Annotated in this window: 16 protein-coding genes and 1 tRNA gene; 6 read left to right on the forward strand and 11 right to left on the reverse strand. The window is 62.1% G+C overall.

What is annotated here, in order from left to right; all coding sequences use genetic code 11:
• Positions 1-262: 262 nt before the first annotated feature.
• Entirely contained in the window at positions 263-574 is a 312-nt protein-coding gene (locus PFY01_RS06455; RefSeq protein WP_271042854.1) for an integrase, read from the forward strand.
• Between the two features lie 375 nt (positions 575-949).
• Here PFY01_RS06455 and PFY01_RS06460 read toward each other — a convergent pair whose 3' ends face one another.
• From PFY01_RS06460 to PFY01_RS06490, 7 genes are all read right to left on the reverse strand, one after another.
• Positions 950-1,291 (reverse strand): hypothetical protein, encoded by a 342-nt coding sequence (locus PFY01_RS06460; RefSeq protein ID WP_271042855.1) that lies wholly within the window; start codon positions 1,289-1,291, stop codon positions 950-952.
• A gap of 143 nt (positions 1,292-1,434) precedes the next feature.
• The gene (locus tag PFY01_RS06465; RefSeq protein ID WP_271042856.1) at positions 1,435-1,782 is read right to left on the reverse strand and encodes a barstar family protein; all 348 of its coding nucleotides are present in this window, start codon (positions 1,780-1,782) and stop codon (positions 1,435-1,437) included.
• 68 nt (positions 1,783-1,850) lie between these two features.
• A complete protein-coding gene (locus tag PFY01_RS06470; RefSeq protein WP_271042857.1) occupies positions 1,851-2,045 on the reverse strand; it encodes a hypothetical protein in 195 nt (64 codons plus the stop codon).
• A gap of 774 nt (positions 2,046-2,819) precedes the next feature.
• Positions 2,820-3,020, reverse strand: a complete 201-nt coding sequence (locus tag PFY01_RS06475) for a helix-hairpin-helix domain-containing protein (RefSeq protein WP_271042858.1) — start codon at positions 3,018-3,020, stop codon at positions 2,820-2,822.
• A gap of 145 nt (positions 3,021-3,165) precedes the next feature.
• Positions 3,166-3,327, reverse strand: a complete 162-nt coding sequence (locus tag PFY01_RS06480; RefSeq protein WP_017504993.1) for a hypothetical protein — start codon at positions 3,325-3,327, stop codon at positions 3,166-3,168.
• 88 nt (positions 3,328-3,415) lie between these two features.
• Positions 3,416-3,823 (reverse strand): hypothetical protein, encoded by a 408-nt coding sequence (locus tag PFY01_RS06485; RefSeq protein WP_420197062.1) that lies wholly within the window; start codon positions 3,821-3,823, stop codon positions 3,416-3,418.
• A 1,239-nt stretch (positions 3,824-5,062) separates the two neighbouring features.
• Positions 5,063-5,338 carry a hypothetical protein gene (locus tag PFY01_RS06490; RefSeq protein ID WP_271042859.1) on the reverse strand — a complete coding sequence of 92 codons (276 nt, stop codon included), beginning with the start codon at positions 5,336-5,338 and terminating at the stop codon, positions 5,063-5,065.
• Between the two features lie 5 nt (positions 5,339-5,343).
• Between PFY01_RS06490 and PFY01_RS06495 the strand changes: the two genes are divergently transcribed.
• A complete protein-coding gene (locus tag PFY01_RS06495; protein ID WP_271042860.1) occupies positions 5,344-5,616 on the forward strand; it encodes an aldehyde dehydrogenase family protein in 273 nt (90 codons plus the stop codon).
• Between the two features lie 86 nt (positions 5,617-5,702).
• Here PFY01_RS06495 and PFY01_RS06500 read toward each other — a convergent pair whose 3' ends face one another.
• The 3 genes from PFY01_RS06500 to folE form a co-directional block, all read right to left on the reverse strand.
• The gene (locus PFY01_RS06500) at positions 5,703-7,532 is read right to left on the reverse strand and encodes a gamma-glutamyltransferase family protein (RefSeq protein WP_271042861.1); all 1,830 of its coding nucleotides are present in this window, start codon (positions 7,530-7,532) and stop codon (positions 5,703-5,705) included.
• A gap of 127 nt (positions 7,533-7,659) precedes the next feature.
• Positions 7,660-8,094 carry a biopolymer transporter ExbD gene (locus PFY01_RS06505; protein ID WP_017505348.1) on the reverse strand — a complete coding sequence of 145 codons (435 nt, stop codon included), beginning with the start codon at positions 8,092-8,094 and terminating at the stop codon, positions 7,660-7,662.
• Between the two features lie 169 nt (positions 8,095-8,263).
• Positions 8,264-8,878: a GTP cyclohydrolase I FolE gene (gene folE / locus PFY01_RS06510; RefSeq protein WP_271042862.1), complete on the reverse strand. Its 615-nt coding sequence runs from the start codon at positions 8,876-8,878 to the stop codon at positions 8,264-8,266.
• 128 nt (positions 8,879-9,006) lie between these two features.
• Here folE and cysS point away from each other — a divergent pair, with 128 nt between their 5' ends.
• Positions 9,007-10,458, forward strand: coding sequence for a cysteine--tRNA ligase (gene cysS / locus PFY01_RS06515; protein ID WP_271042863.1), 1,452 nt, complete (start codon positions 9,007-9,009; stop codon positions 10,456-10,458).
• A gap of 776 nt (positions 10,459-11,234) precedes the next feature.
• On the opposite strand, the gene PFY01_RS06520 is transcribed toward cysS, so the two are convergent.
• Positions 11,235-12,518 (reverse strand): lytic murein transglycosylase, encoded by a 1,284-nt coding sequence (locus PFY01_RS06520; RefSeq protein ID WP_271042864.1) that lies wholly within the window; start codon positions 12,516-12,518, stop codon positions 11,235-11,237.
• Positions 12,519-12,710: 192 nt separating this feature from the next.
• On the opposite strand from PFY01_RS06520, the gene PFY01_RS06525 reads away from it, so the two are divergent.
• The 3 genes from PFY01_RS06525 to PFY01_RS06535 all read left to right on the forward strand — a co-directional run bounded on the left by PFY01_RS06525 (position 12,711) and on the right by PFY01_RS06535 (position 13,585).
• Positions 12,711-12,787, forward strand: a tRNA-Ala gene (locus PFY01_RS06525).
• A gap of 201 nt (positions 12,788-12,988) precedes the next feature.
• A complete protein-coding gene (gene ykgO / locus PFY01_RS06530) occupies positions 12,989-13,114 on the forward strand; it encodes a type B 50S ribosomal protein L36 (RefSeq protein ID WP_008263184.1) in 126 nt (41 codons plus the stop codon).
• 195 nt (positions 13,115-13,309) lie between these two features.
• On the forward strand, positions 13,310-13,585 hold the full coding sequence (locus tag PFY01_RS06535; protein ID WP_017505946.1) for a DUF2312 domain-containing protein: 276 nt from the start codon (positions 13,310-13,312) through the stop codon (positions 13,583-13,585).
• The last annotated feature ends 18 nt before the right edge of the window (positions 13,586-13,603 follow it).

Raw genomic sequence — 13,603 nt, forward strand, 5'->3', positions numbered from 1 at the left:
AAGTATGGAGAGATCACGGATCAGGACATCGAAGCTTAGCGTTCCGCCTGATCGTGAGAACCGCTCCTTCAGAAGCTTGATCACAGAGTGGGTGGAACCCATTTGGACAGCTCGCCGATACCACTAGGGCACGGGAAACAACATCGGCCCCCAAACGGATAGGATGTCCGCTTTGCGCGTGGGTGCCAACGTCCGCTCATGGCGCATCAGCGCTGTCTGAAGCGTATGGTGAGGAGGGGGGCGTTGATCGTGGGAGGTGGCCATGAGCCAGCCCGATCTTTTTTGTCTACCTCGTAAGCCCTGGAATGCTGGTCGGATGACTGGAGCCAAGGCTCCACTCAAGCCTAAGCACATCTGGGCAATCCGACAGCATCTCAAATCGGTTGGATCAATCCGGGATCTGGCGATGTTCAACATCGCGCTGGACGCGAAGCTCCGAGGCAGTGATCTGGTGAAGCTTCGGCTAGCGGATATCGCTCAAGGCGGAGCCATTCGCCAGCGCTCGACCATCATTCAGCAAAAGACAGGTCGCCCGGTCCCGTTCGAGATAACTGAGGCCGCAGGGAGGCGCTAGCGCATTGGCTGGAGCGCCGGGGGCGCCGACGCGACGACCAGCAGTAGCAAAGAGGGCGCGCACATAGGCACGCGCCAGTATGCTCGGCTGGTCGATACTTGGGTAAGAATGATCGACCTAAACCCAAGTGCGTATGGGACCCACAGCCTGCGACGGACAAAGGTAGCGTTGATTTACAAAAAGATCGGAAATCTGCGCGCGTGTCAGCTTCTGCTCGGTCACGGAAAGCTGGAAAGCACCGTTAGATACCTCGGCATCGAAGTCGATGACGCTTTGGAGATATCGGAACAGATCGACCTCTAAGCCGGCTTTCGGGCAGTTCTTTGGAGAGCGGAATGCCCAAAAGTCCGCTTAGGGTGGGAAGCGAGCTCCCCCTCAGCTGCCGTAACCCCCAGCGCGTCGCTCAATGCGCAAAGCTGCATCTTCGGCGTCCTGGGCGTCATTGAAAAAGGTAAAGCCACCTCGGGGGCGATTGAACCAGGCGGTCTTAAGCTGCTTACTCTCGATGGGCCGGACGGTCCGCATTGTGGTCATCGAACCGCAAACTTCGTCGCGCCAATCGACGAGAAACGCAGCAACGACGTCAGCTTCCGCTGCTTCTTTCGATACGGCCTTTGCCTGCCGTGTGGTGAAGAGACCGACCCACTCGCCGTCGTTGTTTATGCCCTCTCCACGCAAGAGGACGCGATAGATTGGAAGATTCTTGGTTCCTGGCATGGCGTGAGCCTAAGTCTCATCGCAGAGGTCCGCTATTGGTCGATTTCGGTCCAACGCTTCCCCGCCTGAAACGGACGTTGGCTCCTAGGCCGGAAAGCGGCCGCTGTTGATTCAGTTAGGGGTGGGAAGCGGTCTTCGCGGGCCTAAGAGAAGTGGCGAGACATGAGCAGGGAGAGCACGGGCCTACCTCCAATCTCGACACGTCGGTAATTCACGAACGCGGCGCATTCTACCAACGCCTTGAACTGCTCGGGACAACGAACCGCGAAGTTCGAGGTATCGTCGATCTGGAGGGTCAATAGCTCGCCGGGGCGTACCTGGCTGGCCAGCATCTGCGCTTCGGGCTCGTCCGCACATGTCATGCAATCGATCCACGCATCCATGGTCGCGCCATAGAAAGTGGGAAAGCCAAGAGCTTCCGAGAAAACCTTATGGAAGGAAGGCCAATCTGAAATCAGGTTGGTTGGAATCGGGACAATAGTAGTGTTCATGAGCGCACCATCCGCGTAAGGCCGACAAGCTCCGCAAAGGGTCAAGATCAAAATATGAGCAAGGAACCTCAGCTTATCTGATTGAGTGCAGTCCTGATCCGGCTCAAGGTCTGCTTCGCGATTGCCCTGTCGATGCCCATGCGAGCCTGGAACTCCCATTCAGGGATTGCATCAGGCCCGTGACAAACCTCATTGAGGGCATTGTTGATCGCTACGAGATCATTGGCGGTTAGCTGGACATTGAGCGTATTGTCGGAATTCATATCGCTACCCTCTCGGGGCACCACACCGTGCCTCCCAGTTCAGATGTCTGCAACGGGTCGAAGGCCTCCATGCTAGGATGCGTCATTTCCCTGCCGGAACTAATTCGATTTAGAAAAAAAAATGTACAGGTTTGCAATCTAGACGGGTAACGTGAAGCTGAGGTTACTTTTCAGCATTATATACGTTTTTTACATAGCATCTGTACTGTTCCAGTATGGACTACCGCGTCAATTGTCTGAGTTCACCGCAATGTTTATTGTTCCGGCAATATCAGTTTCCTTCCTTTATCTATTTTATGGAAGCGTCAACAATGCCCGGAAACGAAAATAAGGCACGCAGTTTTCACGTGCCAAATGGGTATTGAGTCTTCTGCCTCGGAGTCCGCAATGGGTCGGGAACAGTCATGGGCTGTCAGCTGGAATTACGACTTTCGATCACACTGAATGTCGTGTTTGCGGCAGCCGGCGAATGAACGCTTCTGGCGCATTTGTGACTGTCGAAATGACGGCGCGTGGCGACTTCCCGTCAAGCCGGAATATCGATCACGCCGAATATACTATTGTGGCCAATGCGTGCTCCCGCACCCAAAACACCAGAAAGCCCCACCGCTAAAAGCCGTTGGATTTCTGCTGTTTGATGACCAGATGCCGAGTTGCGGTCAAACTGCCGTGTACCTGAAGACCGAACCTGCCCAAGCATTCCAACAGATAGAAATCCATGCGGCAGCGTTACGTCACCGAGGTTATGGACACCCGTTTGATGGAAGACATCGCCTAGGTGGCGTCGGCAGGTTCGACGTAAGGGTGCGCTTCGACGCCATCCGTTTTTTGGGCCAGGCCCGGCACTTCGTCGAGCTGACGAAGGCTGGTGAACAGACCGCGTTCCTCACTATAGCAGACAATCTCAAACCCGTGGCCACGCAAAAGTTCAACGCCATCAAGTTCGGCCGAAGTGGCGGTGTTCAAGTCAATCATCTGTCGCGGTCCGTAATAGCGCCTCGCGGCGGGTGGCAGCGGGTTTGCGCGGGCTGGCGACTTCGCCGGCTGTTGAAAAGTTCAAGCGCTTGGAAAGGACGTGCAGCAAGCCACGCCCCGATACAGGTCGGAAGGCCCTGAGCCCCTAGATCCCGCCGCTTCGCACGACGATGACCGCGATCAGCGTCAGGAAGACGACGGCTGCGGCAGCTATGGCGAGAGCCGTGATGCGAAAGGCGCCGCGGGTCGGCTTGTCGGGCCGGTCTTCGTAGCCAATCGGGACTTTGCGGGGTTCTTTGTCGGTCATGGGCGATCAACGCACGGAGGCGGTTCGCGTCGCCGACTCTGTGAGCCTTCGGCGCAACCAAGGCTGCGCCGAAGGCTCTCGATGTTCGTCAGAAGCGGTAGGCGACGCCGACCCGAAGGTTGCGCCCCGGCAGAGGGGCGATGTCCTTGAGGAAGGACACGTGTTCGCGGGCTTCCTCGTCCGTCAGGTTCCGCGCCTCGGCGAACAGGGTGACGTTCTGCTGGGCGAAGGGGCGGACCGCGACCGAGGCGTTGACCAGGGTGTAGTCGTCGGTCGGCAGTTCGAACGCGTTGGCGACCCGGTCCTGTTCTCCGCCGTGGCGAACCTCGGCGCTGGCGTCGAACCTGGTCGATGTCCAACCCAGACGTCCGGTCACGGAGTAGGGCGGGATCCGCGCGGCAGGACCGAAGTCCGTCTGGGCGTGGACATAGTCGGCCGCGCCTTCCAGCGACAGTTTGCGATCGCCGTCCTGCCAAAGCGCATAGGCGCCTTCCAGCTCGAAGCCATAGAACTTCGCGTCGGTTAGAGGCGCTTAGTTCGGAGTAAGAATGGCTCACAGCATGCTTAGCCTTGTCGTGGCGGTTGCGAGGATTTTTGGAAGCAACCATAAGTCGCGCCTATAAAGGCGAGATGTCAGCCTCGCTTCGGGGGGGGAAACGATAGGCGACACCTTAGATATGACCCGCGAGGTTCCAGCGCAGATCGTGATCGTCCTTAGCATATGGGGCTTCGTTTGCTTGGTCTCCTTGAACCTTAGCGCCACGAATGACGCACAGTCTTGCGGCACCATCACCTTCTTAACCGAGGGCTGTAAGCGATGCTCTCACTCTCAGCCATCGGAAGCTCCAGCGGGGCGGCCAGCTACTACGGCAAGGACGATTACTACGTCACCAGCGAGGCTGACACGCTAGGCCTAGATCGGGAGGGAAGGGGGGCGAAAAAGGTTGGCCTGACCGGAAAGGCCCGCACGCAGGAATTTAGGCCCTCTTGGAAGGCGAGCACTAGGCATTGAAAGTTCCGGATCGTCCAAATGCTCAGGCCCACGGCAAGCACAGAGCTGGGTAGGATCGGACTTTCTCAGCGCCACAATCAGTCAGCCTACCATTCTTATCGGCAAGGATGATCGCCTCGACAAACCGAGAGGTAGAAGTTGTATGATTTGGTCTATTCGGGGATGGCCTTTGTGATGGTCAGGTTTAGCTTTGCGAGTGGTGCCAAGAGGGAGCAGGGGGCACACCCTGTATTAACCTCGGCCGGGATAACGCCGAGTTGGCGTATTATCACATCCGGGACTCTATCGCAGCGCACCAGATACTGATGAACCACCCAATCAACCTCCGTCCGTTGGGCGCAAACGTTGTCAAACATCCGAGACGGATCTAAACCTACTGCCTACAGAAAGTGGAAGCCTTTCACCGAAGAAAACGGCACCAGTCGCCGTCAAAGACGTCGCGTAATTGGATGCAGTTCTGCTTCTGACTCATACCTGATGTCTGAACCGTCCGTTTTTTGGCTGGCGCCCCGAGGTCCGCAGATGGGCTTGAACTAGCCGCCTTGCCGCAGGATGGCGTCCAAAGTGATAAAGAACTCGAACTTCATGCCGCGCTCCCAGCAATCTACCGCGATGTCCGCAGTAATCATTCGCCGCATCTATCGGCACCCGTTTCATGGATGAGGTCATCATCAATGTATCGATGAAACATCACTATTTCTCTCGCTGGATGGTCGTTACCAATTAGATGTCGTTGGCCGCATCTCCGAGCTCGCGGCAAATGACCGACAGGTCCATAAAGACGTCTGCGGTTAGGAAAGCGAGGAACATTGCCCAAGGGACGAGTGTCCAGAATTTTGTGGCCTGCGCATGGATTGAGAGCAACGCCGCCGCGGTCGATGTGACGGATAATTTCACCAGCGAGGTGATCGCCTCGGTGCGCTGCGCCTCAACGGCGCAGGTCGACGCAGCGGTTGCCGGCGCCAAGGCCAGCTTCGCGGCCGTCAAGCTGGAACCCATGAGCGTTGCTGAGCCGGGTCGCCGATCTGATCCTGGAAAACCGCCAGGCCTTGGCCGAGACCCTCGTTGCTGAGTCTGGCGTGCCGTGGAAGGACTCCGACAACGAGGTCGCGCGTGCGGCGAAATCCTTCCGGCTTTCGGCGGAAGAAGCGAGGCGGCTGGTCGGCGAGGTGGTGCCGATCCAAGGCGCGGCTGGCCAATCGCACCGAATGGCCTTCACAATCCGCACGCCAAGCGAGGTTGTCGGAGGCGTCCGCACCTTCATTGCGCGAACCTGACAGGGTATGCCGGAAGGGGCGCAACGGGGCAGAAGGGCGCGGACCTCGTCGTGGGTCATCGGTCGCTCAACCTCAGTAGGCCAACTTCAATAAGCCAGCGCGATCCCGTCCTTGCGCATCTCGGTCGCCGCGCCGTAGGTCCAGCGCCCGCCGGGGTTCATCTGTTTCAAGACGTTCTGATAGCCGCCGAAGCCGCCGTCGGGTTCGCCCAGGGTCCAGCCCATCGCGCGCAGCTGGGTCTTGGTCGCCTCGGGTACGCCGCTTTCCAGATGCAGCACGCCGGTCCCTTCCTGGGGCTGGCCGGTCGGTTCGGACGAGCCATAGTGTTGCCAGCGCGGCGCGTCGCCCGCCGCCTGAGGCTCCAGCCCGTAGTCGACCATGTTGATGATGATCTGGGCCTGGCCCTGCGGCTGCATGGCGCCGCCCATGACGCCGAACGCCATCCACGGCTCGCCGTCCTTGACCGCAAAGCCAGGGATGATCGTCTGGAACGGGCGCTTGCCGGGCGCATAGATGTTGGGGTGGCCGTCGGTCAGGGCGAACAACTCGCCACGGTCTTGGAACATGAAGCCCAGCGGTTCGGAGCCGTTGTCGGGCGCCAGGCCCGAACCCATGCCGCGATAGTTGGATTGGATCCAACTGACCATCATCCCGTCAGCGTCGGCGACGCTGAAATAGGTGGTGTCGCCGTGGTGCGGCGCGTCGCCCGGCATGACGCGGTCCATGACCCGATCCGGCCGGATCAGCTTGGCCCGCTCGGCCGCATAGGCCTTTGAGTTCAGCCATTCGACCGGCGTCTTGGAGAATCGGTCGTCGGCGAACCAGCGCGCCCGGTCCTCGAAGGCCAGCCGCTTCGCCTCGGCCTGGACGTGCAGCGAGGCGGCGGACTGGAAGCCCATCGCTTTCAGGTCAAACTGTTCGCAGATGTTCAGGATCTGGTTGGTGCTCAGCCCTTGCGTGTTAGGACCCAGGCCGAAAACATCGACCCCACGATAGTTGGTCCGGATCGGCTCGACCCATTCGGTGTGATGGGCGGCCAGGTCGGCGCGGGTCATCCAGCCGCCGATCCGCTTGAAATAGGCCTCGATCTGATCGGCGATGGCACCGTTGTAAAAGGCGTCGCGTCCACCCTCTGCGATCACCCGCAGGGTCTTGCCCAGATAGGGGTTGGCGAAGATCTCGCCTACCTTCGGCGTCACGCCGCTGGCGGCCCAGATGCGCTTTCGGTTCTCGTTTTCCTCGATCGGGATCTGGCCCCGATCAAACGCAGCCATGTTGCGTTCCAGATAGTAGGCGATGACTTGGGGCACGGGCACGCCCTGTTCGCACAGTTCGGCGACGGGCAGCAGCACCTCTTTCCACGGCAGTTTCCCATACCGCTGGTGCGCGCTCCACCAGGCGTCCACCGTGCCCGGCACGTTCACCGTTACCGCGCCATAGCGGGGCAGATAGCCGTCGATGGCCTTGGATCGCGCGATCTCCAGGCTGAGGCCCCGGGGACTGGCGCCCGATCCGTTCAGCCCGACGACCTTCTTCTGTTTGGGGTCCCACAGCATGCAATAGGCGTCGCCGCCGATGCCGTTGGCGACCGGCTCCAGAAAGCCCAGGGCCGCATTGATGGCGATGGCCGCATCGATGGCCGATCCGCCGCGTCTTAGGGTGTCGATGCCGATCAGACTGGCCGCCGGATGCGCCGTCGCCGCCGCCCCGTTCGCGCCCCAGACGGTCGAGCGCCCCATGAACTTCGGTCCCGAAATCCGGTCGCCGATGCCGACGCCGGCATAGGGGTCGGCCGGGCGAGCCGGCGCAGGGGCCGCCTCGGTCGGCCTGGCGGCGGGAGAGGCCTGCCGGGCCTGGGCTGCGGTCGCCGCCAGCGCACCGGCGGGCAGGGCGGACAGGAAGGTGCGACGACGCATGGACGGACTCCTCGAACAATCGATGCGGCATCAAGGGTGCAGTCGATCGATCCGGCAAGTCTTTCGGCAAAGAAAAAGGCCGCGTCCCTTTCGGAACGCGGCCCCAATCCTGGAAAGGACGAAGGTCCTATTCGATGTCTTCGTTCAGCAGGCCGACCTTGAAGAAGCCGTTCTCCTGCATCTTGTTCATGACTTCCATGAACTGCGAGTACTTCACTTCCGGCTGGGCGCGGACGAAGACGCGCTCTTCCTGGCAGGCGCCGCCGCCTAGGGCGGTGCAGACGTCAGTGGCCAGGTTGTCGATCGAGGTTTGCTTGTCCGACAGGAAGAGCTGACCGTTTTCCTGGATGGTGATGTACACCGGTTCCTTTTCTTCGGTCGGATTGGTGGGCGGCTGTGCGGGCGGCAGGTCCAGACGGATCGACACGGTCGCCATAGGCGCGGCGACCATGAAGATGATCATGAGCACCAGCAGAATGTCGATGAACGGCGTGATGTTGATATCCGCCGTCTGTTCGATCGTGTGCTTGTCCCCGCCGGAACCACCGAGCTTGGCAGCCATGCATCGTCTCCGTTACTCGCCGGCTGCGTTCCGCGCCGACATTTCCCTATGGATCGCCCGAAGGCTTGATCGGTTCTTGGCGTCCCGATGCGGGCTTGTAAAGCGGTTCTAAACGATCTGCCGTTCCCAAACGTCAATTATACACGACAGAGGGACGACGGTTCGGCCTTCAGGCCTTGGCCAGCTTCAAAAAACGGTCCGTCAGGGCAGGATCGTCCTTGAAGGCGCCGGTGAAGCGGGTCGTGATGGTCGAAACGTGCCGATGATGCACGCCGCGCGTGGTCATGCACTGGTGCGCGGCGTCCACCAGCACCGCCACGCCGCGCGGCTGCAGGTGCGATTCGATGGCCTCGATGATGTCGTTGGTCAGGGTTTCCTGGTTCTGCAGGCGCCGCGCATAAATCTCGACAACCCGCGCCAGCTTGGAGATGCCGACCACCTTCTCACCCGGCAGATAGGCGACGTAGGCCTTGCCCAGGAACGGGGCCAGGTGGTGCTCGCAATGGCTCTCGACCTCGATGTCGCGCAGGATGACCATGTCGTCATAGCCGGTCACGTCCTCGAAGGTGCGGCTCAGCTCCTTGCCCGCATCGGCGTCATAGCCGTCGAACCATTCGCCATAGGCGTCGACCACCCGCTTGGGCGTGTCGATCAGGCCGGGACGGTTCGGATTGTCGCCAGCCCAGGCGATCAGGGTGCGCACGGCCTCCAGCGCCTGTTCGCGCGACGGACGTTGCACGGTTTCGTCGCTGACGAGGACGGGCTTGGCGGGGGTGACGCTCATGAACTCGATTTCCGGCCGGGGCGGGCGGGTCGCCCGGTTTACCTTCTACAATCCGTCGGGACTGTATATCAGGCCGCTATATGGGACAGACCGTCCGTCCCGCAAGAAAACCCGCTAAAGACTGATCCATGCCGCTGCACATCCACGACACCCTGCGCCGTGAAAAGCGCCTGTTCGAGCCCCGGAACAAGGATCGTGTGACCCTCTATGTCTGCGGCCCCACGGTCTATGACTACGCCCATATCGGCAATGCGCGCCCGCCGGTGGTGTTCGACGTCCTGGTGCGGCTGCTGCGCCGGACCTATGGCGCGGACCATGTGATCTACGCCCGCAACGTCACCGACGTGGACGACAAGATCAATCAGAAGGCCGCGCGCGAGGGCGTGCCGATCGGAGAAGTCACGGCCCGCTACGAAGCCGCCTATCTGGCCGACATGGGCCTGCTGAACGTCTCGCCGCCCGATATCGCGCCCCACGTCACCGACTACATCCCGGCCATCGTCGATCAGATCCAGGCCATTGTCGACGCGGGCTGCGCCTATGCCGCCGAGGGGCACGTGCTGTTCGACGTCTCGTCCTACAAGGCCTACGGCGCCCTGTCGGGCCGGAACTTGGACGACATGATCGCCGGCGCCCGCGTCGAGGTCGCGCCCTATAAGAAGAACCCGCACGACTTCGTTCTGTGGAAGCCGTCCAAGGCCGACGAGCCGTCCTGGCCGTCGCCGTGGGGCGAGGGGCGTCCCGGCTGGCACATCGAATGCTCGGCCATGATCGAAAAGACCCTGGGCCTGCCCATCGACATTCACGGCGGCGGCATCGACCTGGTCTTCCCCCACCATGAGAACGAGATCGCCCAGGGCGTCTGCGCCCACGGCCATGCCCATGGCGATGAGGCTCATGACGAATACGCCCGCTACTGGATGCACAATGGCTTTCTGACCGTGGACGCCGAGAAGATGTCCAAGTCGATCGGCAACGTCCTGCTGCTGCACGACCTGGTCCAGGCCATGCCGGGCGAGGTCGTCCGCTGGGCCCTGCTCAGCGCCCACTACCGCCAGCCGCTGGACTGGAACCAAGGGCTGCTGGATCAGAGCCGCAAAAACCTGGACCGGCTGTATGGCGTCCTGCGCGACGCCGAGGCGGCCCTGGCCGACTTCGACGAGGCCACGCTGGACGAAGCTGAGATGGAGCTGGCCGAGAACGCCCTGGATCCGGTGCTGGACGCGCTTGAAGACGATCTCAATACGCCGGGCGCGATCGCCCAGCTGTTCGGGCTCGGCAACACCCTGCGCGAACTGCTGAACGACGCCGAGGCCGATATCAACGATGTCGCCATGGCCCGCTGGAGCCTGAAGGAAGCGGCCGGTCTGCTCGGCGTCCTGTCGCTGACGCCGGACGCCTGGTTCGAGGGCGGCGATCCCGCGCTGAAGGCCGAGGTCGAGGCCCTGCTGGACCAACGCGCCAAGGCCCGCGCCGCAAAGGACTGGCCCGAGGCCGACCGCATCCGCGACCGCCTGAACGCCCTGAACGTCGTCGTCATGGACGGCCCCGACGGCGCCACCTGGCGCGTGAAAGGTTAGAGCCTGTCGTCTCCTCCCCGCCTGGCGGGGAGGGGGACCGCGAAGCGGTGGAGGGGTTCTTGAAACTAAGGGCCTCTCATCTTTCGTCATCCTCCGGCAAGCCGCTTGCGGCGCAGATCGGGGGACCCAGCGGCGCCGGAGGCGATGTTTCCGCCGCGCTGGTGTCTATCAGCGTATCCGCAACAGGTTCGCGCTCTCGCGCGCCGCTGGGTCCCCCGGTCACTTCGCGCCGGAGGATGACGAAAGAAAAGATCGCTAGCTTCTTTCAGCCATCGCAATGCCGCTGGTCCATCCGCAGCGATTTCAACCGCTTGCCGATTTATGTGCGCCTTTTCCCATCCACGGGGTCAAACGGCCCCATAATGCCCCCGTCTCGTCGCATGGAGGGCTCGCCTGGCCTGCGACCTTGCGGCGGCGAGAGCGGATGGAACGGGGGCGGTGGTGAAACTCCATCGCGGCGCCGGGGCTGATCGGTCGGGGAATCGCCCCGGCGTCCGCAGCCGCGTCGCAGGGTCGAGGGGGATACTCGGCCGAACCGGGGATCGAGGATCGCTGCTCCGACCCGCCCGTCGCAGGCTTATGGGGTTAGGCGATAAGACCGCCACCGCTCGGCGCCCCGAGCTTGCAGGTCAACCTTCCGCGCGGAGCGTCCATCCTTCGTCGAAACGGTAACACTACAAATCAACTCCGGGCGAAGGCCCGGCGCTCCGCCCAGCCCTCCTCCTCCTCCGCCCCCTCAAAGGCAGGAGCACCGAGCCATGCCCGGATTTACAGCGTCAGCTCGTCCGGCGGATCAGTTCGTCCGCCAGCGCCGGCGTCAGATAGCCATCGGCGATCCTGTTGTTGGCGATCTGCCAGCGACGCAGGGCCGCGCGGGTGTTGGAGCCGATCACTCCATCCACGCCTTGAGTGTCGTAACCGAGCTGCGTCAGGGCGCGCTGCGCCCCGATACGCTGATCGCGCGTCATCGACGGATCGTTGGGCCAGGCCTTGGTCAGCCCCGGCTTGCCCATGATCCCGTCCGCCGTCAGGCCGATGGCTAGGGCGTAGGACACCGAGTTGTTGTAGCGGCGGATCACATAGTGGTTCGGCAGGGCCAGGAAGGCCGGACCGTTCGCGCCCTGCGGCAGCAGGATGGTCGCCTCTTCCAGCGCCTCGGCGCCATTCGGGGTGCCGCCCTGCGCCAGGCGCACGCCCTTGGCCGCCCAATAGGCCCAGTTGTGTTTCGGGCCTTCCGCTTCGGCATAGTCGAAGCCGGAGGGCAGGGTGACTTCATAGCCCCAGCCCTGACCGCGCTTCCACCCGGCCTGGGCCAGCAAATTGGCGGCGGACGCCAGGGCGTCGGCGTCGTCGCGCCAGATATCGACCTTGCCGTCGCCGTCCTGGTCCACGCCCAGGCGCAGATAGTTGTCGGGCATGAACTGGGTCTGGCCCATGGCCCCGGCCCAACTGCCCTTCAGGCCCGAACGCTCGCGCCGGCCGTCCACGACGATGTCCAGCGCGTCCTTCAGCTGCCCCTCGGCCCAATCGCGTCTGCGACCATCATAGGCCAGGGTCGCCAGCGAGCGGATCACGTCATAGTCGCCCTGCACCTGACCGAATGCGCTTTCCTGGGCCCAGACGCCGACCAGGATTTCGCTGGGCACGCCGAAGCGTTGAACCACCGACCACGGCACCCGGTCAATGCGCTGTTTGGCCTGGGCGATTCGCACCGGGGTCACTGCATTCTGAACATAGGCACCGGCGGGTTTGGAGAATTCAGGCTGGTTGCGATCAAGGCGGATCACCGTCGGATCGGGCGTCAGGCCCTCCAGTTCACGGGCGTAGTCCGCGCGGCGGGCGCCGCCCTTGCGCGCCAGAAATCCCTGTTTCCAGCCCTCGAAACCCTGCTGGTCATAGGCGGCCAACGGCGGCGTCTGGGGGGCGGGGGCTGGCGTCGTGACCGGCGCGCCCGCCTGGGGCTGGGGTTGCGGTGTCGGCAGGTTCACCTGCGGCTCGGGCAGCATGGGCGCGCAGGCCGAGACGCAGCCGATCAGGAGAAGGCGGTAGGAAAAGCGCATGAGATTCAAACTAAAGCCCCCGGGGTCAGACACGAAATGACATCCGCGCGAACGGCCATTTCGACGCCCTAAAGCGCGCACCGCGCGAATGCGTTGCCTCGCCGTTCCCCGCTCGGGTGTAAGGCGCGCTGTTAACCACCTTTGTATTGGACGCCTTATACGTGTGTGTCGTAATGACGCACCAGCTCTGACGGCCTGATGGCGGAGCGGCGACGCGGCGGGCGTGCAACCCCGTAAACCCTCCGTTCGACTCGGAGGTCAGGCCTCCATAGTTTTTGTCGTGCTATCGCGCTTCGCGCGACTTGAGCACGTTAGGGGAAACAGCTCGCAGAGCAGACGGAGACTGGGTTTTCTGCGGTTTCGGGCTTTGGCGGCTTGACCTTCCGAACCCCTCTCTCTATACGACCGCCTCCGCCGCGATCCGACCGGGTCAGCGGCTTTCTTATTGGTTTCTTTCAGGACGTCCGACCATGAAGGTCCGTAGCTCGCTCAAGTCGCTGAAGACCCGCCACCGCGACTGCAAGGTCGTGCGTCGCAAGGGCGTCGTCTTCGTCATCAACAAGACCGACCCGCGCTTCAAGGCGAAGCAGGGCTAAGCAGCGTTCGCTGCGCGCCGCTTCGGCGGCGTGCGCATGCTGGTTCGCGCTCAGGCAGCCCGAAGGGCGATAGCGCGCTTGAAAGATGACGATCCACAGGCTGCGGATTTCTGTCCGCGGCCTTTTTCGTGTTCGCGGTTGTCGCGCGCCTGTCTGCATGGTTAGCGTCCGCGCCTGATTTCTGGAGTATTCCCCATGGCTGACGACGCCTCGTTCGACGGTGGTTCCGACGTTCTCACCGCCACGGCGCAGGGCCGCCTTCGCACCATCATCGAGCGCCTTGAGCGTCTCGAAGAGGACAAGCAGGCCGTCATGACCGACATGAAAGAGGTCTTCGCCGAAGCCAAGGGCGAGGGCTACGACGTCAAGATCCTGCGCAAGGTCATCCGCATCAGAAAGCAGGACAAGGCCAAGCGTCAGGAAGAGGACGCCATCCTGGACCTCTATCTGTCGGCGCTCGGCGAGATCTGAGGCTGACCCGGCTTGAAG

Origin of the sequence: Brevundimonas vesicularis (assembly GCF_027886425.1) — a bacterium.
GTDB classification, from domain to species: domain Bacteria; phylum Pseudomonadota; class Alphaproteobacteria; order Caulobacterales; family Caulobacteraceae; genus Brevundimonas; species Brevundimonas vesicularis_C.

Bases quoted from the DNA above. Each gene is read 5' to 3' on its own strand.
- PFY01_RS06465 (WP_271042856.1), bottom strand. From the start codon at position 1,782: ATGAACACTACTATTGTCCCGATTCCAACCAACCTGATTTCAGATTGG.
- PFY01_RS06505 (WP_017505348.1), bottom strand. From the start codon at position 8,094: ATGGCTGCCAAGCTCGGTGGTTCCGGCGGGGACAAGCACACGATCGAA.
- cysS (WP_271042863.1), top strand. From the start codon at position 9,007: ATGCCGCTGCACATCCACGACACCCTGCGCCGTGAAAAGCGCCTGTTC.
- folE (WP_271042862.1), bottom strand. From the start codon at position 8,878: ATGAGCGTCACCCCCGCCAAGCCCGTCCTCGTCAGCGACGAAACCGTG.
- PFY01_RS06520 (WP_271042864.1), bottom strand. From the start codon at position 12,518: ATGCGCTTTTCCTACCGCCTTCTCCTGATCGGCTGCGTCTCGGCCTGC.
- ykgO (WP_008263184.1), top strand. From the start codon at position 12,989: ATGAAGGTCCGTAGCTCGCTCAAGTCGCTGAAGACCCGCCACCGCGAC.
- PFY01_RS06455 (WP_271042854.1), top strand. From the start codon at position 263: ATGAGCCAGCCCGATCTTTTTTGTCTACCTCGTAAGCCCTGGAATGCT.
- PFY01_RS06460 (WP_271042855.1), bottom strand. From the start codon at position 1,291: ATGCCAGGAACCAAGAATCTTCCAATCTATCGCGTCCTCTTGCGTGGA.
- PFY01_RS06480 (WP_017504993.1), bottom strand. From the start codon at position 3,327: ATGACCGACAAAGAACCCCGCAAAGTCCCGATTGGCTACGAAGACCGG.
- PFY01_RS06500 (WP_271042861.1), bottom strand. From the start codon at position 7,532: ATGCGTCGTCGCACCTTCCTGTCCGCCCTGCCCGCCGGTGCGCTGGCG.
- PFY01_RS06535 (WP_017505946.1), top strand. From the start codon at position 13,310: ATGGCTGACGACGCCTCGTTCGACGGTGGTTCCGACGTTCTCACCGCC.
- PFY01_RS06475 (WP_271042858.1), bottom strand. From the start codon at position 3,020: ATGATTGACTTGAACACCGCCACTTCGGCCGAACTTGATGGCGTTGAA.
- PFY01_RS06490 (WP_271042859.1), bottom strand. From the start codon at position 5,338: ATGGGTTCCAGCTTGACGGCCGCGAAGCTGGCCTTGGCGCCGGCAACC.
- PFY01_RS06470 (WP_271042857.1), bottom strand. From the start codon at position 2,045: ATGAATTCCGACAATACGCTCAATGTCCAGCTAACCGCCAATGATCTC.